This window comes from Prochlorococcus marinus str. MIT 0912 (assembly GCF_027359595.1).
Lineage (GTDB): Bacteria > Cyanobacteriota > Cyanobacteriia > PCC-6307 > Cyanobiaceae > Prochlorococcus_B > Prochlorococcus_B marinus_C.
In genome coordinates, this window is record NZ_CP114783.1 from 84,461 (window position 1) to 106,362 (window position 21,902).

The 21,902-nt window shown below is 34.4% G+C and carries 21 protein-coding genes and 1 tRNA gene; 14 read left to right on the forward strand and 8 right to left on the reverse strand.

Going from position 1 to position 21,902, the window contains the following annotated elements:
• The first annotated feature begins 9 nt into the window (after nucleotides 1-9).
• Genes O5640_RS00410 through O5640_RS00425 form a run of 4 tightly spaced genes read left to right on the forward strand, consistent with a single transcriptional unit; the run spans nucleotide 10 to nucleotide 4,228 of the window.
• Nucleotides 10-1,173 carry an aminoglycoside phosphotransferase family protein gene (locus O5640_RS00410; protein ID WP_269612577.1) on the forward strand — a complete coding sequence of 388 codons (1,164 nt, stop codon included), beginning with the start codon at nucleotides 10-12 and terminating at the stop codon, nucleotides 1,171-1,173.
• 55 nt (nucleotides 1,174-1,228) lie between these two features.
• Entirely contained in the window at nucleotides 1,229-1,924 is a 696-nt protein-coding gene (locus tag O5640_RS00415) for a hypothetical protein (protein WP_269612579.1), read from the forward strand.
• 53 nt (nucleotides 1,925-1,977) lie between these two features.
• Nucleotides 1,978-3,303, forward strand: coding sequence for an O-acetylhomoserine aminocarboxypropyltransferase/cysteine synthase family protein (locus tag O5640_RS00420; protein ID WP_269613859.1), 1,326 nt, complete (start codon nucleotides 1,978-1,980; stop codon nucleotides 3,301-3,303).
• Nucleotides 3,304-3,334: 31 nt separating this feature from the next.
• Entirely contained in the window at nucleotides 3,335-4,228 is an 894-nt protein-coding gene (locus O5640_RS00425) for a homoserine O-succinyltransferase (RefSeq protein WP_269612580.1), read from the forward strand.
• Nucleotides 4,229-4,265: 37 nt separating this feature from the next.
• Here O5640_RS00425 and O5640_RS00430 read toward each other — a convergent pair whose 3' ends face one another.
• Nucleotides 4,266-5,471, reverse strand: a complete 1,206-nt coding sequence (locus O5640_RS00430; RefSeq protein ID WP_269612581.1) for an FAD-binding protein — start codon at nucleotides 5,469-5,471, stop codon at nucleotides 4,266-4,268.
• 148 nt (nucleotides 5,472-5,619) lie between these two features.
• Between O5640_RS00430 and O5640_RS00435 the strand changes: the two genes are divergently transcribed.
• On the forward strand, nucleotides 5,620-6,633 hold the full coding sequence (locus O5640_RS00435) for a sirohydrochlorin chelatase (protein ID WP_269612582.1): 1,014 nt from the start codon (nucleotides 5,620-5,622) through the stop codon (nucleotides 6,631-6,633).
• A 387-nt stretch (nucleotides 6,634-7,020) separates the two neighbouring features.
• Nucleotides 7,021-7,290 (forward strand): DUF2811 domain-containing protein, encoded by a 270-nt coding sequence (locus O5640_RS00440; protein WP_269612583.1) that lies wholly within the window; start codon nucleotides 7,021-7,023, stop codon nucleotides 7,288-7,290.
• On the opposite strand, the gene O5640_RS00445 is transcribed toward O5640_RS00440, so the two are convergent.
• Nucleotides 7,280-8,923, reverse strand: a complete 1,644-nt coding sequence (locus O5640_RS00445; protein WP_269612585.1) for a GMC oxidoreductase — start codon at nucleotides 8,921-8,923, stop codon at nucleotides 7,280-7,282. The genes O5640_RS00440 and O5640_RS00445 overlap by 11 nt on opposite strands.
• A gap of 386 nt (nucleotides 8,924-9,309) precedes the next feature.
• On the opposite strand from O5640_RS00445, the gene O5640_RS00450 reads away from it, so the two are divergent.
• Both O5640_RS00450 and O5640_RS00455 read left to right on the forward strand, forming a co-directional pair.
• Nucleotides 9,310-9,780, forward strand: a complete 471-nt coding sequence (locus O5640_RS00450; RefSeq protein WP_269612587.1) for a pentapeptide repeat-containing protein — start codon at nucleotides 9,310-9,312, stop codon at nucleotides 9,778-9,780.
• Complete coding sequence (locus O5640_RS00455) at nucleotides 9,774-11,885, forward strand: hypothetical protein (RefSeq protein WP_269612589.1); 2,112 nt, start codon at nucleotides 9,774-9,776, stop codon at nucleotides 11,883-11,885. The genes O5640_RS00450 and O5640_RS00455 overlap by 7 nt, the downstream gene beginning before the upstream one ends.
• 37 nt (nucleotides 11,886-11,922) lie before the next feature.
• Here the strand turns inward: O5640_RS00455 and O5640_RS00460 are convergent, their stop codons facing one another.
• Together O5640_RS00460 and O5640_RS00465 are read right to left on the reverse strand one after the other, a co-directional pair.
• Nucleotides 11,923-12,093 carry a hypothetical protein gene (locus O5640_RS00460; RefSeq protein WP_269612590.1) on the reverse strand — a complete coding sequence of 57 codons (171 nt, stop codon included), beginning with the start codon at nucleotides 12,091-12,093 and terminating at the stop codon, nucleotides 11,923-11,925.
• Nucleotides 12,094-12,429: 336 nt separating this feature from the next.
• Nucleotides 12,430-12,516: transfer RNA gene (locus tag O5640_RS00465), tRNA-Ser, on the reverse strand.
• A 199-nt stretch (nucleotides 12,517-12,715) separates the two neighbouring features.
• Here O5640_RS00465 and O5640_RS00470 point away from each other — a divergent pair.
• Nucleotides 12,716-12,910, forward strand: a complete 195-nt coding sequence (locus O5640_RS00470; protein WP_011293625.1) for a hypothetical protein — start codon at nucleotides 12,716-12,718, stop codon at nucleotides 12,908-12,910.
• A gap of 50 nt (nucleotides 12,911-12,960) precedes the next feature.
• On the opposite strand, the gene O5640_RS00475 is transcribed toward O5640_RS00470, so the two are convergent.
• Both O5640_RS00475 and nrdJ read right to left on the reverse strand, forming a co-directional pair.
• The gene (locus O5640_RS00475; RefSeq protein WP_269612591.1) at nucleotides 12,961-13,224 is read right to left on the reverse strand and encodes an RNA recognition motif-containing protein; all 264 of its coding nucleotides are present in this window, start codon (nucleotides 13,222-13,224) and stop codon (nucleotides 12,961-12,963) included.
• Between the two features lie 163 nt (nucleotides 13,225-13,387).
• Nucleotides 13,388-15,724: a ribonucleoside-triphosphate reductase, adenosylcobalamin-dependent gene (gene nrdJ / locus O5640_RS00480; RefSeq protein ID WP_269612592.1), complete on the reverse strand. Its 2,337-nt coding sequence runs from the start codon at nucleotides 15,722-15,724 to the stop codon at nucleotides 13,388-13,390.
• A 113-nt stretch (nucleotides 15,725-15,837) separates the two neighbouring features.
• Between nrdJ and O5640_RS00485 the strand changes: the two genes are divergently transcribed.
• From O5640_RS00485 to O5640_RS00495, 3 genes are read left to right on the forward strand one after another with little or no spacing between them, the layout of a single operon-like run.
• Complete coding sequence (locus O5640_RS00485) at nucleotides 15,838-16,521, forward strand: class I SAM-dependent methyltransferase (RefSeq protein ID WP_269612594.1); 684 nt, start codon at nucleotides 15,838-15,840, stop codon at nucleotides 16,519-16,521.
• Nucleotides 16,522-16,557: 36 nt separating this feature from the next.
• Nucleotides 16,558-18,225 (forward strand): peptide chain release factor 3, encoded by a 1,668-nt coding sequence (locus O5640_RS00490; RefSeq protein ID WP_269612595.1) that lies wholly within the window; start codon nucleotides 16,558-16,560, stop codon nucleotides 18,223-18,225.
• A 55-nt stretch (nucleotides 18,226-18,280) separates the two neighbouring features.
• Entirely contained in the window at nucleotides 18,281-18,970 is a 690-nt protein-coding gene (locus O5640_RS00495) for a CPP1-like family protein (protein WP_269612597.1), read from the forward strand.
• A 4-nt stretch (nucleotides 18,971-18,974) separates the two neighbouring features.
• On the opposite strand, the gene hslO is transcribed toward O5640_RS00495, so the two are convergent.
• Together hslO and O5640_RS00505 are read right to left on the reverse strand one after the other, a co-directional pair.
• Nucleotides 18,975-19,874 carry an Hsp33 family molecular chaperone HslO gene (gene hslO, locus O5640_RS00500; RefSeq protein WP_269612598.1) on the reverse strand — a complete coding sequence of 300 codons (900 nt, stop codon included), beginning with the start codon at nucleotides 19,872-19,874 and terminating at the stop codon, nucleotides 18,975-18,977.
• Nucleotides 19,875-19,890: 16 nt separating this feature from the next.
• Complete coding sequence (locus O5640_RS00505; RefSeq protein WP_269612600.1) at nucleotides 19,891-20,517, reverse strand: ABC transporter ATP-binding protein; 627 nt, start codon at nucleotides 20,515-20,517, stop codon at nucleotides 19,891-19,893.
• Between the two features lie 115 nt (nucleotides 20,518-20,632).
• On the opposite strand from O5640_RS00505, the gene O5640_RS00510 reads away from it, so the two are divergent.
• Both O5640_RS00510 and O5640_RS00515 read left to right on the forward strand, forming a co-directional pair.
• Nucleotides 20,633-21,082, forward strand: a complete 450-nt coding sequence (locus tag O5640_RS00510) for a DUF3531 family protein (protein WP_269612601.1) — start codon at nucleotides 20,633-20,635, stop codon at nucleotides 21,080-21,082.
• A gap of 6 nt (nucleotides 21,083-21,088) precedes the next feature.
• Complete coding sequence (locus tag O5640_RS00515) at nucleotides 21,089-21,853, forward strand: 16S rRNA (uracil(1498)-N(3))-methyltransferase (RefSeq protein WP_269612602.1); 765 nt, start codon at nucleotides 21,089-21,091, stop codon at nucleotides 21,851-21,853.
• The last annotated feature ends 49 nt before the right edge of the window (nucleotides 21,854-21,902 follow it).

The following is a 21,902-nucleotide window of genomic DNA, read 5'->3' on the forward strand; positions in this document are numbered from 1 at the left end:
AAAAACTCTATGGATTTTGAAAAAATAAATTTAATTACTAAGAATTTTTTTGAGCGTAGTAAAGTTTTAAAGATAGAATTTATAGAATCTGGCCTTATAAATAAAACGTTTCTTATTGAACATTTAATTAATGGGAAAAAGTCTAAATTTATTTTGCAGTGTATTAGTAATATATTTGAATCCTATGAGAGAATTAATATTAATCATAAATTAATAACTGATCATATTAAAAATAAAACAAAAAAAAAACATCTTAAATCTGATAACCATAGATGGGAGACTCCATGTTTAATTAAGTGCAATTCTAATAATCTTTTTGCGCTCCCTTTTTGTTCAGATATTTGGCGAGCTATGGAATATATAGACCATACTATTAGCTTTGATATTTTAGATAATAATCGAATGGCATATCAAACAGGTCTAGGTCTGGCTAAGTTTCATAGAATATGCTCCGATATCGATCTTAAAAAATTAGAAAATACTATTAAAGATTTTCATAATACAAACTACTATCTAGAACAATTTAATATGATTATTAAAGATTATAATTTCATTAAATTAGATGTTAATGTAAAAAAAAGAGTTCAATATTTAATTTTTAGCTTATCTAATCATATTTTATATGTTGAATCTTTATTAGGATATTTGAAGAGAAAGTTAATACAACCTAGTTTAATACATGGTGATCCTAAGTTAAGTAATTTTCTTTTTGATATTCAATATAAATATGTTGTTTCATTGATTGACCTTGATACGGTATCTTCTGGTTATTTACTTACTGATTTAGCTGATTGTATTCGTTCGATTTGTAACAAGGCCGGTGAGGATCCAGATAATATAGAGAATGTATATTTTGATATTAATTGTTTTAAATATTTTCTTTCAGGTTATTTCTCAATAACTAATAAAAATGGTGATTACAGATTTGATCTCCTTCCCGAATTTATTTATTTGCTAATAGTTGAATTAACTATTAGATTTCTTAACGACTTTTTACAATCAAATAGGTATTTCAAAATAAAATATCAAACTCATAATCTTTACAGAGCTGAGGTTCAATACCGATTACTTTCTAGTTTCGTTACTCAACTTCCTACTTTGTCAAAATCACTGCATGAAATTGGGATTTCTTCAAACCCAACTTTTGTCTCAGATGTACAAAAAATTGTTTAGGGTTTTCATAAAGCCCAACTTGTCACTAAAGTAAAATTGATATTTATTTTTTCTTGTGGCAAAGGAATTAACCCATAGGGCTGATGAACTTAAACAATTAGGTTGGAATCAGGAAGATTTGTACAAATATATTGAATTATGGGATTACAGGCAAAGGTGGGGCTCCATAAATTTAGAGAGAGAAGATAGGTTGTTTCTAAGAAAAGCTGAATCTTTATTGCCTGAAATTTCTAAAAACAAAGTTTCAGTTAAAAAACCTCTCAAAGAAAAGTCATATTATTGCTGGATTCAGTTTTTTCTGAATGAAATGAATGAATTTGAGTCTAATGAAAAATTGGACGATGGTATGAGAGGAATTTGGCCTATTTTTCTAGAGGAGGAATTGAGAGTAATTGATTACTTTGAACCAGTCTTAGGCTTACCGGATACGATTAAAGCCAAATTAATTGGTCCTATTAGAGAGGATTTAGTCAAAACAGCTTTGGAAAACTATAAAGAATCAGTTATTACAAAGCAATTTGATTTCCAAGGGGCTTTGGAAAATGCCAAATCAAGTGGCGAGAACTCTAGCTGGCGATCGCTTAGGGATAGTGATTATGAAAATAATCAAGACTATCAAATTATTGATAAATCAAACGTTCTAGAATTCCGTAAAAAAGTCAATCAAAAACTTTTATCATTTATAAAAGAAAATTTACCATCTCTCTCTGAGTCAGATAAATCTTTACCTCCTAATGATTGGGTAAATTAAGTAGCCAATTCTCAACTTATGTGGCTAAAAAGAAATTAGAGATAATTAATTCTTTGACTTCCCAACGATTTGAAACTCTTCAATTGCATGCAGGCCAAGTACCAGACCCTGTTACCAATTCTAGGGCGGTTCCTATTTATCAGACAAGTTCATATGTTTTTAACGATGTAGATCATGGAGCGAACTTATTTGGTTTAAAGGAATTTGGAAATATCTATACACGCTTAATGAATCCTACAACGGATGTTTTTGAAAAAAGAATTGCAGCACTTGAAGGAGGAGTAGCTGCTTTAGCTACAGCATCAGGACAGTCTGCACAATTCATAGCTATTTCAAACTTCCTTACGGCAGGAGATAGCTTTGTATCAACCTCGTTTTTGTATGGTGGTAGCTACAACCAGTTTAAAGTTCAATTTCCACGCTTAGGAATCAATGTCAAGTTCGCTGATGGTGATGATGCAGAAAGCTTTGAAAAACAAATTGATTCATCTACAAAAGCAATTTATGTAGAGTCCATGGGTAATCCTAGGTTTAATATTCCTGATTTTGAGGGGCTCTCGAAATTAGCTAAATCGAAAAATATTCCTTTAATAGTTGATAACACTCTTGGTGCTGCTGGAGCTTTAATTCGGCCTATTGAACATGGGGCAGATGTGGTTGTACAAAGCGCTACAAAATGGATAGGAGGTCATGGAACTAGTCTTGGAGGGGTAATTGTTGATGCAGGAACTTTTGATTGGGGAAATGGAAAATATCCTTTAATGAGTCAACCCAGTGCTGCTTATCATGGTTTGGTTCATTGGGATGCTTTTGGATTTGGGAGTGATATTTGTGGAATGCTTGGAGTTCCTGCAGATCGAAATATTGCTTTTGCTTTAAGAGCTAGGCTAGAGGGATTACGAGATTGGGGGCCTGCAATTAGTCCATTTAATTCATTTTTATTGCTTCAAGGATTAGAAACTTTAAGTTTAAGAATAGAACGACATTGCTCTAATTCCCTTTCATTGGCTAAGTGGTTAGACGATCATTCAAAAGTTGAGAATGTTAGTTATCCAGGATTGCCATCGGATAAATACCATTCAAGAGCTTCTTCTTATATGACCAATAGAGGGAAAGGCTCCATGTTGATTTTCTCTCTCAAAGGTGGTTTTGATGATGCAGTAACGTTTATAAACTCTTTGAAACTTTCCAGTCATCTAGCAAATGTAGGTGATGCAAAGACATTGGTAATTCACCCTGCTTCAACAACTCATCAACAACTATCTCCTGAAGAACAGTTGTCCGCAGGCGTTACTCCGACTATGGTAAGAGTGTCTGTTGGTATAGAACATATTGATGATATTTTGGAGGATTTTGAGCAGGCCCTAAATTTAATTTAATTTAATTTTCCCAAGAGGTGTTTAGATAGATATGGCTTTAATACTTCCTCGTAATTATCATAAAATTTCATCAATTGAAAAAAATCATATATCATGGATTGAGCCCGAACTAGCAGAAAGACAGGATATTAGACCTCTTAGAATTGGGATATTAAATATCATGCCTTTGGGAAAACAATATGAATTTAATTTATTGCACCCTTTAGGGCTTTCTCCCCTACAAATAGAACCTATATGGATAAGATTAAAATCTCATTCATATAAAACTTGGGATCTAGAACATTTAAAAAATTTATATGTTCATTGGGAGGAAGCAATGTCTCCAACTCCTCTAGATGGGTTGATTATTACTGGTGCGCCTGTGGAGCATCTCCCATTTGAAGAAGTTAATTATTGGAAAGAATTAGTAAATTTAATTGAGGAAGCAAAATTAAAATGTGCTAGTACCTTAGGATTATGTTGGGCTGGTTTTGCAATGGCATATATGGCTGGAGTTGAGAAAAATAATTTCAATAAAAAGCTTTTTGGTGTATACCCAATGAGGAGTCTTGTGCCTGGTCATTCTTTAATGGGAACACAAGATGATGAGTTTCTCTGCCCCCAAAGTAGGTATGCTGGTTTGCCTGATACTGAAATGGAAAAAGCTGAAAGAAAAGGCAATCTAAGATTATTGGCCCATGGGGAAAAAGTAGGTTATACAATTTTTGAAACACCTGATCAAAGGCAATTAATGCACCTAGGACATCCAGAATATAATGTTGATCGATTGAGATCTGAAATGGAAAGAGATAAGGAAAGAGGCGACGTACCTCCTCCAGAAAATTTTGATTCGACTAAATCAAATACCTCATGGCGATCACATAGAAACTTATTATTTCAACAATGGTTGTGGTTCTGTTATCAACGAGTAAGCCTAAGTGTTTAACTATCAGAAATTAGATTTTCTGGTTAATAATTTTTGACTATTTTAAAGGAGGCATTACATTCCCTGGATCATAAATGGCTTTGATTTCTTGTAATTTTGGTAGCCAATCTTTAAATGCCGATGATAATTCTTTTTCATGCCATTCTAAATGTGGGTGTATTTGTGCAAGATGAATACCAGGGCATATAAATTCAAGATTATTCCAACACTCTTTCATCCATTCAAGGGATCTTTTTCTCTTTGATTGATCGTAGGCTCCCCAAGCCCCATTAATCCAAGGTTTCCAGATCGCAGAACGATGAACAAATGATGTATCAAGATCATTTAAATGTGTTAAACCCCCTAGTTGTTGAGAAGCTATATAACAACTTTTGTTAGGCCTTTTATTAATTAACTCTTTGAGGATTTTTAATACTTTTGGATTATTCTCTTGCCAAGCAGGACCAAGCAAACCAAGAACTTCTGAATGGTTTGAATTATTATTTTTAATATTTCCTAAGCTTAAGCTTGGTAAAGAGTTCAGATTGGAAAATTTATCTATGACTCGATTTCGCAAGAATGGTAATTTTTCTAATAAATTAATCAAGATAGATTCATCACTGGTGCTTTTAACTTCACCAATTGCATGAGCAAAGATATCTTCTCCATATATCCACTGAAAGCTAAGTGAGTTAGGCCAACTTTCTGCTTGATTAATACATTCAGATAGCTGAGAAAAAGAAAGATTTGCTGTCCAACTTAATATTGGTTTTAATGGCTGGGTTTTTAACTTTACTTTTGTGATTATGCCAAGAAATATAGCTGCTCCACAAAGGGCTTTCCATTCAAAAGTGGATTCGCTTTTTGTCTGTGGTCGTAAAAAGTGAAATTCTTTTCCATTTCCCCAAAAACCTTTAACCTCCATGATTTGATCTATTGCTAATCCTTTGCTTCTACTAAGTGGACTTATTCCACCGGTCAAGATATAACCAATTCCTGTCTTTCCAGATAAACCAATTGGAAAACTTCTTTTGTGTTTTTGTAAGAAAGAAGACAACTCTCCCATCGTTACCCCAGCCTCAATTTCTACATGCTTTTTTTTTAAATCAAAAGATATGTTTTTGTATTGTTTTCTTAGGTCTAAAATCCAATGTTTATCTGCGGCGGCTCTGCTTGTAGTACCTCCACTAGATACTAAAAATGGTCTATAAGTTGGTTTCGATGATTTTAGTGATTGGAGAAAATCTGAGTTGACAGTTTCCAAAACGCCAAGGACATCACTGTCCTTGGCGTTTTGATTATGAAATGATATTGAATTTTTAATAAGCTGCTCCTTTTTCTATAGTGAATTACTTAAGTTGATATTTTATAGAACTATATTCAATTAAGGTAGATTATTAGTTAAAAGCGGTTTGATTTCTTTGGCATCAACCAAGTATAAATATCCACCTAATATTGGAATTATTTTATGCGGACATGGGAGTAGAGATCCTCAAGCAGTAGAGGAGTTTATTAAAGTAGTTAATAAACTAAAATCCAGGATACCTGATATTCCAGTTGTATTTGGATTCCTAGAATTTAACCGGCCAATAATAAGTGAGGCCTTAGATCAACTTAGAAATCTGGGAGTGGAGAGAGTAATTGCGTTACCCGCTATGTTATTTGCTGCGGGACATACTAAAAATGATATCCCTGCGGTTTTGAATATGTACTCTGCTGAGAATGGACTGCCCATTCAATATGGTAGAGAACTTGGACTAAACTCTATGATGATTGGAGCAGCAGGTGCAAGAATTCAAGAGATAATTGATATTAATCAAATATTTCCTATTTCTGAAACATTACTTGTAGTAGCAGGGAGAGGCTCATCAGACCCAGATGCTAATTCAAATGTTTGTAAAATTACAAGGATGCTTGTTGAGGGATTTGGTTTTGGATGGGGAGAAACCGTTTTTTCAGGAGTAACATTCCCCCTTGTTGATCCTGGCTTGAGACATGCTCTTAGATTAGGTTTTAAAAGAGTAATTCTTTTACCTTATTTTCTTTTTTCTGGTGTTTTAGTAAGTCGTGTTAGAAATCATTCGATTAGAGTTGCAAAAGATAATCCTGATGTGCAATTTTTAAACGCAAGTTATTTATCAGACCAAGATTTAGTTATTGATACTTTTATGGAAAGACTTCAAGAGGTATTTAATGGAGAAAATTTTATGAATTGTGCTTTATGTAAATATCGCTCTAATTTATTAGGCTTTGAAAGCGAGGTTGGATATGAGCAGATCAGTCACCATGATCATGTAGAGGGCTGTCTAGACATTTCCCCAGAAAACAAAGAGCATCAACACGCTCATGAACATTTTCCTTATCCAAACGCAGAACATCCTTTAGGACCTGTCACGCTTCGCTCTTTAAATCAAAGCAAAATCTAAAAAAAATAGGTTTAAATTAATGAATCATTTGTCTCTTTCTTGCTTGGGACACAATGGACTCGTTATTTATACATTTTTTTAATGTTTGGTTTTGGCTCTTTTCCCCAACTGATTTCCACAACAAGTGAACAGTTTTCCACTGCAAAAGACTAAAACTCTAGTTTTCGTGAAGGACTTGTGGGATTTAGTAGATATTTTAATAGTAATTTACACTTAGACATCTTAGGTGGGTAAGTGTATTCTATTTGCGCCCTCTCATCGAAAAGGCTTGGTATTAAATGAGTCTACCACTGTCTCGTATTTCTGGTATAGCTTTTCTTTATCTTTGACGTTTTATTGAAAATTTAAGATCCTTATCTCATAGATGTCGAACTTTTAAAAAAGGAAATGGAGTTTAATCAAATTGAGACTCGTATTGATGAATTAAAAAGTGATGAGGTTAGGCTCTGTGAAAATGACTTGGACCTAATGTCTATAAGTCTTGAAGCTGAGGTCCCTGAAGCTCTATATGTAGGCATGAAGGATTTTATAAGTGGAAACCAGAATTGGGATCAATCCAAGCTTATTAGCTCAGCTATCGCAAATTTTTTATTTCAAAATGGCTCTGATGATAGGGCTGTTACTGAGAAGTATTTAAATGATATTTTTAATCTTTAAAGTCGATAATTGCCTTTTCGCAAGCTCTTTTAGTTATAGCCATCATTGTTAATGTTGGGCTTTGCCAAGATGATGTTGGCCAGCAAGCCCCATCAACTACCAATACATTTCTGCATTCCCATAGCCGATTCCAATTGTCTAAAACGCTCTTTCCTTTGTCATTTCCCATTGGTGCTCCTCCTACTTCATGTATGTAATAACCGGGAGGTGGAGCATCATTTTTAGTGGCAACAGATTTACTTAGAATTTGTTTGGTAAATGGAATATTTAGGATTTCATTCACGGGAATAATTCTACCTTTTCCAGAATTGATAATAAGTTCAATCATTTTGTTCATTTCCGAGACTATTCGTTTCTCATTTTCACGCCAAACTATTGATATGTGTGGGATGGAAATATCATATGCATCTTTGCTCTTTGAAAGAGAAACAGTGTTTTTATGATTAGGTAATACTTCTCCATGACCAATAAGGAATCCTGTTTTTGTATTTTTATATTTTTTTAAAATATCTGGAGGCTCAAATCTATCGATTCCTCCCCAAATTCCATATCCTCCAACATAGTTGTTTTTAGTGGAGCGGTTTCTTCCAATTGGGATAAAGAAGCTACCTGCTCCTGTTAAAAGATGATTGTTATTTTTATCTGAATAATTAGTCAAATTCTTTTCAATTGGGACAGTGAAAAACCTACAGGTTGATATATGATCCATTAAGTTCTTACCCAATGAATTGGAGGGGTCAATTAGACCATTTGAATTATTACTTTCTTCGGAACTTAATAGAATCCTAATTGTTTGTATGGTTGATGAACATAAGATGATTAATTTACTTTCTAACTCACTTCTCTCTCCATTTTTTTGATTTACTACAATAATACTTTTTGCCGCCTTCCTATCCTTGTTTAATACTATTTTATCTACAATTTGATTTGAAAGTATCTCTACTTTTCCTAACCTAACTGCTTCTTTTAATGTACTGCCTAAACTACTAAATCTGGGCCATTTGGTTTTATCTGTATTGGCTCCAAATCCTCTGGAATGTATAAATGGAAGATTTAATTTTTCTTTTATATTGGAAGCGAATCTTGCTTCGCTTTCTGTGAATGGAAGGTTGCCAATATATTCTCCATTAGGTAGTTGATCGAGGTCATCTTTGTTGCCATGTACTCTTAAAAATCTCTCTATTTCTGAATAATGTGACTCAAGATCTTTATAACTAATAGGCCATTCAAGATTGTATTGTTTATCTTTTGAGGCTTCAAAATCTTCATCGGCTAATCTTAAGGTTATTCCTCCCCACGTAAGGCTCCTTCCACCAACTTGATTTCCTTGCGTCCACATGAATGGAGATTTGGCTGGGAATGTATATGGATTTGCTTTTTTATTTGCGTATAATAAGGGATTTGATTTCCAGAAACCTGGATGTTGAGGTTGATTTTGATAATTTCCAGTTGATACTCCTATCAGTCTCCGAATCATATTGCAAGGCTCAGTCCCGTTTGCCTGCTTGATTTCTAGCTCAGGACCTCTTTCAATTACTAATACTCTTACGCCTGCCTTCGCCATCGTTAAGGCAGCCATGCCTCCCGTTGCGCCGGAACCAACAATTATGACTTCATATGGCTTGTTAATCATTTCCTGGAACTTGTATATTTTTAATTTGGTAGATTTAGAGGTTTGTTTTTTTGATACATAAAATATATTAAATCATAGGGTTAGTTTTTAGCTATTTAGAAAATTTGATTTATTTATCTCGTTTTTTTTTTTTTTCTAATAATTCTTTATCATGGAATATTTTCTATTTGATGATTGTTAAATCATTTTTATGTAATTATTAAGAGCATTGTATTGATCTTAATAATTTGCAAGTAAATAAATAATATATTTACTTTGATTTGGTTTTTATGATTGTGGAGAGATTACAGTATGAATCTTTTAATTCTAATATATATATTAATTCAATATTCAACTGTTAGACCCTTTTGAATTAAAATATAATCATTGTTAGGAATTAGAAAGTTATGTTTAAACGTCTTCTTTTCTTTCTAGTCTCGGTTTTATTTTTCTTGTCTACTCTGCCAGCTTATGCAGCGCTAGATTATGGGAAGCAAACCTTGATAGGCTCGGATTTCTCTAACATTGATTTGAAAGGGGCGACTTTCTATTTAAGTGATCTCCAAGATGCTGATTTTTCAGGTAGTGATCTTCAAGGAGCTAGCTTTTTTGATGCAAAACTTGAAAACGCTAATCTAAGTAATACAAATATGAGAGATGTAACAATGGATGCAGCCATACTTAACGGTGCAAACCTCTCAAATAGCATATTAGAAGGTGCTTTTGCTTATAATGCTAAATTTGAAAATGTTATTATTGAAGGTGCCGATTTTACTGATGTATTAATTGCGAATGATGTTAAAAACAAGCTATGTAGTATCGCAGATGGGATAAACAGTGTCACCAATAAAAAGACTAGTGAGACATTAGATTGTTAATAAATAGGATGCTTTATAAGAAAAATATTAATCACTCTAAATATATTTTTTGGGTTTCAGTTTTATTCATATGGATTATATCCACCCTAGCTGATCGGATTTGGTGGAATTTTTATAGCAATACGCCTTCCTGGGATCAGGCTGATTATCTCAATAGTGCCCTTGACCATGCTCGTGCACTTTATTTCTTGGATGGAGATGGGGCTTCAGACGTTAGTTCTTTTCTGGATAAATCTCCAAAGATTCCTCCTTTGGCCTCAATAATTAATGGAGCCGTAATTGCCTTTGCTGGCGATTCTCCTGATAAGGCTGCCTGGTCCTTAAGTCTTTGGAATGCATTTTTTATCTTTAATATTGCTTCATGGGGGCTTTATTTGAGAGGAAAAAAATTTGCGCTTTTTTGTGTACTTATTAGTGCATTTTCTCCTTTCTTATTTGAACTAAGAACTGATTATGTATTGGAGTTACCTTTAATCTCTGCTATTACATTTTATTTGTTTCATCTAGGAAGGTGGAGTGATAAATCAATTGGAGGAAAATGGATTCAATTAATAATCTCTTCTTTTGCATGCGCTTCCTCTTTATTGATTAAGCAGAGTTCATTATTAGTTATAATACCTTCTTTCTTATTTATTTTTATTCTTTCTTTTAAAAGAGATAAAAAGTTTAAATTACAATTTCTATTCTTATTTCTTATCAATCTTCTAGCAATTTTGCCTTGGTTTTATCATAATTGGATAATGATATTAAGTGGAACTTACAGAGCTATTTTTGAGTCGGCAGCGATAGAAGGTGATCCATCTATTTTTGGTTTAAAAAGTATTTTCTGGTACTTCCCTTATTTAGATAATCAATTTGGAGGTATTATTTTTTTTACTGGCTTGTCTGGAATAATATTTGTCTTTCTATCCTATATAAGATCTTTGAGACCTTCATCAAAGTTAGTAGAAATTTTTGATAATAACAATTATAAATGGACATGGATCTATTTTAATTTAATAGCATGTTGGACTTTTACAACTTTTATTCCTAACAAGGATGAAAGATATATTGCATGTACTGTACCGTTAATTATTTTACTGTTAGCCCTTGGATTCTCTAAGTGGAGTGATTGGTTAGTTACTTATTTTAAATTTAAATATTATGCTTTATTATTGATCCCTCCTATAAGTGTTTTCTTTTCCAATTATGTTAATAAGTTTAACACTTTAGAAAAAATTTCAAGTAAATATTATCCTGTTAAAGAAATTATATCTATAGTTAAATCAGATCAGACTTTTGATGAAAAAGAAACAGTTATTGTTGTTCCAAGTACGCCAGATGTTAATCAGCATAATGTAAGTTATTTTGGGAGAATGAAAGGTGGAAATATTTTAGGTAGACAATTAGGTCAATCTCTTTTGCATATAGAACCTGTTCTTAAATATTCTAATTGGATTATTTTGGCTGAGGGAGATCAAGGTTCAGTTTCAAGTAATTCAATAGCTCTAGATAAAGCGATTAGAGATAGTTCTATTTTCATAAAAGTTCGAGAATTTCCTAGAGATAAAGAAGGTAGCTATTCTTTATGGAAGAGAAGTTCAAGTTTATTTAGGCAAAATGAATTTCATAATAGATTTATTGAACTAGCAAGTGGAATGGGAAAAGGTCCATTAGGCATTAAATTAATTTTTGATGAAATAGAAATAGAACATATGCTAGATGGGCATTTTAAATATCAAAGTATAGTTAGAGATAAGGCTTTATCCAAAATAAGTTCAGACCCCGAAAATGTTGAATATTTATGGTCCTTATCTCTTCTCAAGATATTATCGAATAGACCTTCTGAAGCAGATATTTATCTAAGAAATTTAGAAGTCTTGTTGCCTAATAATCCCTGGCCAAGTACTTACAGAGCTATCGTTACTCTTGCTACTTGGAATCCTTGGAAGGCATCCTTAATAGCGGATAGAGCTTATAGGAGAAATCCAAATTACTTACTAAAAAGTTTGGGTGATACTAGTGCACTCTTTCGAGGAGCCTTTTGGCGCTTAAAGTCTGCTTCAAATAGTGTTCCGAATGCAGTAGCAAGTATTGAAGAAGCTTTAAAACCAACAGCAAAATAGAAGTTTAAGATAAAATCTCCATTTCTAGTGGCAGGATTCAGAGTTGGTCTCTTTCAAATGTTTTTGTTATTTCTTTTAGAAAGTCAACTATTTGGATATTTGTATACCCAAGCTCGGTTCTAAGCCCTTTGCATGAAGATGTAATCTCTTTCCAAATGTCAGCCCTTACAATTGCTTCTCTGTCTTTTAAGTAACGCTCTTCTTTCATTTTGGTTTAATTATGTAAGTTATGGGTTCCTCAGCTTTTTAAGGAAAGCAACCTATACAAATCTTAGAGATTTACTTAGTTGCTTAGATTGATATCTGATCAGTATCTTAAAAATCTAAAAAACCTATTTTCGAAAATACCTTAACGAAAAAAAAAAAAAATCATGAGAATTATGGCATTCTTATAGGTGTTAAATATTTGTTTTACTTATATTTGTAGTCACTACAATAATTCATTTTTAAGGTTCTTTGATTGATTTACCTAATATTCGGACTTATTTATCACATTGAAGGGACAATTATTAAATTAAATACTTCCATACTCTCCGATAGGGAACGGAGAGTGGGGGATTCGAACCCCCGATGGAGTTGCCCCCATGCTAGTTTTCAAGACTAGAGCCATAAACCACTCGACCAACTCTCCATTTAAAATTTTACCTTATTAGCTTCTGAAATCTTAAAAAAATTGCTCAAACAACAATTTCTTTCCTATTTCTACTGACTCATTTTCAAAGAGGATACTTCTAGAGCTGTAAAAATTTCAGAACCTATAGATTCTCGGTATGCATAAATGTCAATGAGCTTATTTGTGCAATAATTTCACTCATTGGTAAATCACATTCATGGCAAGCAACAAGAGCCCACAATCTCGTTTCCTTGGAGACCTTCCTATGGAGGGTGGTATTAGTCAAAAAGAGAAATATCGTTATGTAGCTCATTTGATGTTTTTTATTGGATGCGCACTGTTTTCCTTTGGGATTTGGGCTCTTTCCGGCTTTACTGCTTCAAGCGGGGCATCAGGACCATTCCCTTTCTAAATTGAGAGGAATATACAGTTGATTTTGAATTGATAGACCTAATATAAAAATTATTGAACAGACAACTTATTTATAGTATTTTCTCTATCTTCAATAAGTGTTAGGAGCCATTTTGACCCTAAAGCTCTAGAAATACTTCTGTTTTTAAGTAGTTGACAAATTCTTTTGTAGAGTTTGTCTGATTCAATATTCGAATTGAACCATTTTTCGAATTTCAGAATTTCATCAGGGTTTTTACAAGCCCTAAGTTGATCGATAAGTGCATCATTAGTACTTGTGCCATTTATACTTAATGGTTTATCAGTCGTAGTCATTTAAATTTAAGGAACACAAGACCTATTTAATAGTTAGCTACTTTTTCTCATTTGGACAATTATCTTTAAAACTTCTTTGAAAAATAAACTTGTTTTATTAGTTCAGTTGCTTTTTTCTGTTGATACAAAATACAACCACCCATTCAAGATTGAATGACTAGTCTTAAGATGGTTTAGCAAGCGGAAGTAAGCATTTATCAGAATCGCAACCTGCTGGCCCGGCTTCCGTAAGTTCCCCTTGATCATATCGACTAAGAGCATCAAAGAAATCACAATTGTCTCGTCTTTTTATGACCTCCTCTTGCAGTTTTGTGTAACATTCTTCGTCAATAGGTTCAAAAGGAAGTCTGGGGAAGGTTGCATTTGCATCAAACCTTGCCAGCAATGCAGCTGAAATATAACCTTTGTTTTCATTGATTGAACTATGGAGGGCTTTAGCTAAACCCTCTATTTCATTTTCCCTGAATTCAATTGTGGCAGAGGTGTTGTGGTCCGTATAGTTTGTTTGAACTTGCATATAAAAATCAAATTGAGCAAGAGCTGAGAAGTTATTAATATCAATTTCATCCGCACCGGGTATGTTTGCCCAACTGACCTCAGTCGGTATTTCAACTAGCCACTCAGTACACTTTGGATCAAATGGATTGTCTAGCAATTTTCCATTTTCATCCTTATCTGATTGAGAAGGAACGATTGTGTATCCATAATCCATGCAAGCTAATGCAACTGGATCGTTCTTCCTAAAAGTTATTCTTCTAATAAAACGTTGAGCTTTGGGAGGATGCCAACCTGGTGAAGCCCCTGTCAGAAGACTTTTTGTACCTGCAGGTTGTACTGTTGTACAACGACTTGGACGGCGAATATTATGTCTATCACAATAATCAAATACTGTATCGTTGACGACTTTTCTCCATCGACTCAAAAAGGTAGCTTCTTTTAGTTTGAAATCTTTTCCTTCTTTTGTCTCAGGTCGTCCGGCTTCCCACCATTTTAGCCATGGTGTCCCAAAGGCATGAACAAAAAAGTCAAACAGTCCTGTGAAACTGACACCAACGATGGGATCCCATTCACGACTTTTTCTGTATCGCTCTACTTCGAATCGATGATTAAGGAGACAGGCAACTGACAAAGCTGCTGCTTTGAAAGCATCTTTTTGCTGATTTATGTCTAATGGATCAATTTGATTAAGATGGATTTCTGCAAGATTACAGTGAAAATCTGAACCTAGAATTTCTCCGCAAGGATTAAGACCATATCTACTGAGTCTATGAAAAAGTTCTTTCTCATCAAAGGGACCGTAATTTGATTGAATCCATTTGGAGGCTTCTTCTTTCCCTTGGTCACAATATATATCTATAAATTCATTCCTGAGTTCTACTGTTGAAAGTATGTCTGCATTTGAGCGAGCAATTGCTTCTGGTGCAAATTGAATAGCTCCTTCCCCTGAATGAAATTGCTTAATAACGGCATCAACAAGAACCTCTAGTTCGGGTTTGGTGTGGTAAACCCGAGTATGGTTTGCCATTCTTAAAGCATCCTTCTCTGGGTCAATACTCCAATTACCATCAGAGTCTTGCTTCCATAAATTTTCTTTAGCACCAGCTGCTTCAAGATCTTGAGAAGAAAATTGGCGCATACCTGCACTTCTTCGAATATTGCCAGCAACGATTGTGACAGCTGCTTCGTCGATTAGTAGACAACATTCAATTGAAGTTAGTTTTCTTCCTATTGCTTTGTTTAAAAGATTAGCTACGCGAGGATATAAATCTTTTAGTTTTACAGGGTTCGCCATACCTCCGAAACCTTTGAGTGATTCACCCGCTGGCCTAACATCTTTTAAATCAATAGAGACATTAATAAATTTAGAATTGAAACTATTGTCACTGCTTAGTTCAAGTATCTTTTGATAGCTATCAACCCATCCACGTCTACTATCCCCAACTTTTATTAGTACGTTATTATCTTGAATAGAGAATGTAGTCTTTTCATTTCTTTCTTCAGAAGGGGTTAGCCCAATATCTGAAACATGTTCAATAATAATTTTATTTTTGACCTCTGGCAGTTGATCAATCAAGTGAGGCTCAATTATTGCACCCGTCCCACAACCCATCATGGCTAGATCCATCATAAGTCCGAAGGCTTGCCAATCAACAAGATTTGTTGAGGTGCAATTGTAGGCACCAGAGAAATTCTTCTCTTTCTCAATCCATTTTGTTCCGCCTATCCAAAGCCATCTACCTGAAGGAAGAGCTTTTTTCTCCTGTTGCATCCTTTGCATTAAATTTATTTCTGCTTCGTTTAATCCTCCAAGCTTCTTAAGACCATCGAGGTTTCGTATATTTACTTGTTCCCAGCTTTCACGACCTGCTGGAAGTTTCCTGCTATAAGTTCTGTAAAAGACAGGATTAGCAGCAGGTGCAGTTATTGGAAAATCAGTTGTAACATTTTTTTTACCCGATGCTGAATTATTGGTTTCGGGCTGGCTTGTTGCGATTGTCAAAATCTTTGTATCTCTTTGGTAAGTACTACGGTAACGCCATGTATAGCGTTAGCAAGTTTTTTTAACACCATCTACAGGGCTCCAAAGAAAAAAAACAAATTTTTTCTTTCTTAATGAAAAGAACACCGGAACCAGAACTTATGCAAATCCCTTCGCAGGTAAGGGCTTATGCGGATGCGGATTTCTCTAGGAGTGATTCTATGGTTGTTAAGTCACTTGAAAAATTTTTAAAAAAAGCAGGAAGAACTCTTAATAAAAATGATTTAATTTTTGATATGGCATGTGGGCCAGGAAATATTGCAGAGAGAATTGCCAAGAATTGGCCTTTTGTAAATGTTGTAGGAATTGATGGCTCAAAGGAAATGTTGAATGAAGCAGAAAACAGACTTTCCCTAAATCTTACGAAGAATCTCTCTTATGAATTGATTGACATTAATTCGATAGCCTCAGGTGAGATACATTTCCCTTTTAAAGCTGATCTCCTAGTCAGTAATAGTGCCTTGCATCATTTTCACGATCCTTATTGTTTTTGGGGTGCCTTAAAAAAACTTGGTAAAACAAAGTGTATTCATATTCATCGTGATTTAATAAGACCTGCTTCTGATGAAAAAGCATTTGAGCTAAAAGAAAAACATCTTTCAAATTCTCCAGAAATTTTAAAAAAGGATTTTTATGCATCTCTCAAGGCATCATTTACAGTTGATGAAGTATCTCAACAGCTAGTCGATGCAGGGTTATCTCAATTAGAGGTTTTTCAAGTTGATGAGCTTTATTTTGAGATTATTGGATGCATTTAATCTTTTCCCTGAATAATTGAACAACCAAAAACAATAATGAAATCAACTTCTCAAGACAAAACTAATTTAGATCCAAATTCAGAAGAAGAACTAACTATATCTTTAAGTACGGAAGTTGGTAAAAGAAGAAATTTCGCGATTATTTCCCACCCTGATGCAGGGAAAACCACTTTGACTGAAAAACTTTTACTTTATGGCGGAGCTATTCAACAAGCAGGAGCAGTAAAAGCACGAGGAGAGCAGAGAAAAGTTACTTCTGATTGGATGGAGCTTGAAAAACAAAGAGGTATATCAATCACATCAACTGTTTTGCAATTTGCTTATAAAGATAAGACCATTAATTTATTGGATACCCCTGGTCACCAAGATTTTTCGGAAGATACATATAGGACACTTGCCGCTGCTGATAATGCTGTGATGCTCGAGGATGCAGCGAAAGGACTTGAACCTCAAACAAGAAAGCTTTTTGAGGTTTGCAGAATGCGTCAAATACCAATTTTTACGTTCATCAATAAGATGGATAGGCCAGGTCAAGAACCGCTGGAATTATTAGATGAGATTGAGTCTGAATTAGGATTATTAACCTTTGCAGTTAATTGGCCAATAGGAAGTGGTGAGCTTTTTAGAGGTGTTGTTGAGCGTGCAACCAAAGAAGTTGTTTTATTTTCTCGAGCGGAAAGAGGAAAGCAATCTAGTGAAATAAGGTTGAAAATTAATGATCCGGAACTTAAAAATTTAGTAGAAGAAGAACTATTGACCAAAGCACTTGAAGAGATTGATATTCTTGATGAGGCTGGTTGTGACTTGAATCAAGAATTAATATTATCTGGTGAATTAACTCCTGTATTTTTTGGATCTGCAATGACCAATTTTGGGGTTAGGCCATTTTTAGATAATTTTCTTGAGCTATCTCAGGGACCCGTTGCTCGAAATAGCTTTAATGGACCAATTGTTCCTACAAGAGAATCATTTAGTGGATTTGTATTTAAATTACAAGCAAATATGGATCCAAAACATAGAGATAGAGTTGCCTTCGTGCGTGTATGTAGTGGGAGGTTTAAAAAAGATATGACAGTTCAACATGCTAGGACGGGTAAACAAATCAGGCTCTCAAGGCCCCAAAAGATTTTTGGTCAAGATAGGGCCGTTGTTGATGATGCTTACCCTGGGGATGTTATTGGTTTGAATAATCCAGGTATGTTTTCGATTGGAGATACATTATTTATTGGACCTAGAGTTGAATTTGAGGGGATTCCATGTTTTAGCCCCGAGATTTTTAGCTGGTTAAGAAATCCAAATCCTTCCGCTTTTAAGAACTTTAGAAAAGGTGTCAATGAATTAAGAGAGGAGGGAGCAGTCCAAATTCTTTACGATAAAGATCAAAGCAAAAGAGATCCAATCTTGGCCGCAGTTGGTCAGCTTCAGCTTGAGGTAGTACAACATCGACTTGCTAGTGAATATGGAGTTGAAACTAGGCTTGAACCAATGGGTTTTCAAGTCGCTAGATGGGTAAAAGGCGGATGGCCGGCTTTAGAGGAGGTTGGGAGGATTTTTAATTGCAAAACGGTTCAGGATGCTTGGCTTAGACCAGTACTGCTTTTTAAAAATGAATGGAATCTAAATCAGTTAAAAGAAGATCATCCTGAAATGGAATTAAACTCAGTTGCTCCCGTCGTCAGTGGTGTTGATCCTGTTTCCCTTTAAAGTAGATTAATATTTAATTAATAAAGAGAGTTCATAAATCTTTTTTTGAAAATCTATGGATCTTGGTACTAATTCACAATCAAATTCAAACTCACAAGATCCATATTTGATACTTGGAATAAATGAGGGTGCAAGTTTTGATGCTATTCAAGAAGCAAGGGACAAAAAGTTAATTGAGGCAGGAGAAGACCAAATCACTAAAGCAAAAATAGAAGCTGCTTATGATTCGTTGCTAATGGTAAGTCTTAAGTCAAGACAACTTGGTAATGTAAGTAACGATGCAATAACTGCATCAAAGAAAGAAAATGAAGCAAAGAAAGTTGGTGACATAGGACCTGGTTCTCTTCTCACTAGGTTGAAAAATTTAAATCTTCCTAAATACGAGGCATCAAAATCAAATTTTTTACCAAGATTAGAGTTGCCCTCTGGACAAGAATTAAACATAAGGATTTCTCTTGGCATATTGGCTTTTTTACTCGTTTTAATTGTGCCTTCTGAAAGTGTTGAATTAATACTTTCATTCTCAACAATAGGCTTATTCATTAGTCAGTCTCGTAGAGGGAGGCCTTTCTTTCCCTCTATCCTCTGGTGCATTCTTCTTCTAAGTGTTGGACTTCTATCGGGTGCGTTACTTTTGGGTGGTGCTCAATCATTTATTGATAATTCTGGATCATTGTCTTCAGACAAATTTGAAGCGATTCCCGCAGTATTTTTGCTTTGGTTAGGAGTGATTTTCCTTGATTAATCCTTTAATCGATTAACGATATCAATTCGTCCTCGTTAACAAGATAAACATTTTTGCAGAATTGACATGTAAGTTCTGCTTTCCCATCCTCCTTTATCATTGCCTGAAGCTCTTTTTTTCCCAAAATCTTTAATGCTGATAGGCTTCTTTCTCTTGAGCATCTACATTTAAAACGAACTTCTTGAGATGTGCTAATAATATCTGAATGTGATTGATCAAGATCAGGAAAAATTTCTTCAATTAAAGAAATAAGGTTGCTCCCTTTTTTGTTTAATAATTCACTAAAAGAGTTGATTTCTTTACATCGATCTTCAAGTAGGGCTATCAATGAATAGTCTCGTTCAGCTTTGGGTAGTATTTGTGCTAAAAGTCCCCCGCTACAAACTATTCCATCCTGATTAATTTTTTCTCCAACAAACACAGCTGATGGAGTTTGTTCAGAATGTAATAAATAGGAAGCTATGTCTTCTCCTATACCTCCATTAATTAATTCAACTGTGCTGTTGTGTGGCTCACCTTTGCCATCGTCTCTAATAACGTGAAGATAACCAATACCTGTAGCTTTTTTAAAATCAAATGAATAGTGACTGCTTTTATTTTTAATTAGGTCTAATTCAAGACTTGGATCACCAACGTAACCTCTCACACTTCCATCTCTACCCGCATCAATAGTTAATCCTTTGAGTGGACCATTTGAGCTTACCCTCAAAGTCACCCTTCCATGATTTACCTTCATTGAGCTTGCAAGCAAGAGGCTTGCACTCATGGCTCTACCAACAATTGCAGAAGTTAGATATGAAAGAGAATGTCTTTCTTTTGCTTCTTTTGTTGATTCAGTTGTTGATACGGCGACTAGCCTGATCCCTCCTTTCGCAGCAGTAGCTCTAACTAGTAAATCTGTCATTGATTAGTTGAATTGTTTACTCAGGGATAAGTTGACCATTGTGCAACTCATAATTGTCGGTATTCAAATTTCTAAAAAGTTCGGGTTCATGTGTAACTATTAGAATAGTTTGCTTGTCTTGAAGCTTTGCGAGTAACTCTATAATTCCGTTTCTCACTGACCAATCTAAACCTGCTGTTGGCTCATCCAATAAAAGTACTTTTGGACTCCTTAAAAGTTGAACAGCAATAGCTAGTCGTCGTTGTTGTCCGCCACTAAGAGATTCTGGCGGCTTCTTTAAATCTAAATTGATCAACCCCACTTTTGTTAGAGCTGAAATTTGTTCTTCAGTCGTTAACCTCTTATGTCCAAGACGTAATTCTTGAGCTACCGATAATCCAAGAAAATATCTTTCTGGAAATTGAAAAACTAATCCACATAACCACCTGCGCTGACGGGCATTTAGAGTTTTGTCGAACCATGTTATCTCTCCTTTTTGATATCCCGATAGACCGCTAATGATTTCTACCAATGTAGTCTTTCCACTTCCACTGGGTCCTCTAATTATTGTGATTTTTCCAGTATTTGATTTTAAACACAAATCTCGAAGAATTGGTTTCTCTGCTGTTGAGGGATGGTAATAAATATTTTTTAAACTAAGCATTATTTTTTATTGAGGCTTTGATCAATTAAATAAAGATTTTTCAATTTTCTTTAATCAATTTACATTAGATTGTGTTTGATATCTTTTAGTTTTTCTTTTTTAAGATCTATTGTTTATGGAAGTTCGATTTCGTGAAGTTGATCCTTTCAATTGTTGGATATGGCTTAGATATTCAGATGTCCCAAGCAAAGGAGAAAAAGAATATGTCGATGGTATTTTTGATTCTTGGTATGTGCTAGGTAGACTTGGAGGATTTAATTCTGAAAATTTGCAAACTCACGAAATGGGTTCTGATGTCAGTTGGATGAGCTATGAAAATGACGAAACTTCCTCTAGTCTTCCATCATTAATGCATAATCTTGGGGAATTTGAATTTAATGAGTGTTGGGCTAGATGTTGGGTCGATTTAGGTACTTCTGATCTCATCGCAATTGATGTTTTGATAAATGTACTTAAACAAATGGATGTTGATGTTGTAAAAATAGAGGAACTAATTATCGGAGGAGTAAATCAAGATTGGCCAGTAGAAGAACATCCTGATGCAATTTTTTCTTCAACAGAGTAATTTTCTATGGCTGAGAAAAGAAGATTATTTATAAATCCAAATCGATTAAGTGATGAAATCGATTCAAATGGAGAGTTGAGATTGACCTCTAATGAATCACATTATTTATCTAGGGTTATGAGGATGAGATCGGAAGATCTTTTAGATGTTATTGATGGAAAAGGTCATCTTTGGAACGCAAAAATTGTTCAAAAAAAAACTATAAAACTTACCAATGGTTTTGATAAACCTCTTCAAGTCGTTTCCAGAAAGAGACCATTAATAGGTATTGCTGTAGTTATTCCTAAAAAGGGGTTTGAAAACTTTTTACATATGAGTTGTGAGATAGGAGTTGATATTATTCAACCATTATTTTCAAAACGATCAGTAGTTAAAGAATGCAATAACGAAAAAATTATTAGATTTCAAAAAATCATTCATGAAGCCGTTGAGCAATCTGAAAGACTCTGGAGTCCAGAACTAATGCAGGTATTGACATTTCCCAATTGGATAAATGATTTGCCTTCCGATGCTCAAATCGGATTTGCCACAACTCGCATTCAAAATTTGCAAGATTGTGTGTATTGGTTAAAAGAAACATCAAATAAAGTCAATCAAGTTTGGATGGTAATTGGCCCAGAGGGAGGCTGGAATAAAGATGAAGAGGCATTAGCTTTTGACGCTGGCTTATCTGGGGTATCTATGGGAGAAACTATTTTGAGGACATCAACAGCTGCCGTAAGTGCCTGTCAGTTAATGACTTCATGGAGAAGACTTAAATCATCCCTTTAAGATTGAATATTTTTGATCATAAAACTGTCTATTGTGTAGAAATAGGCAT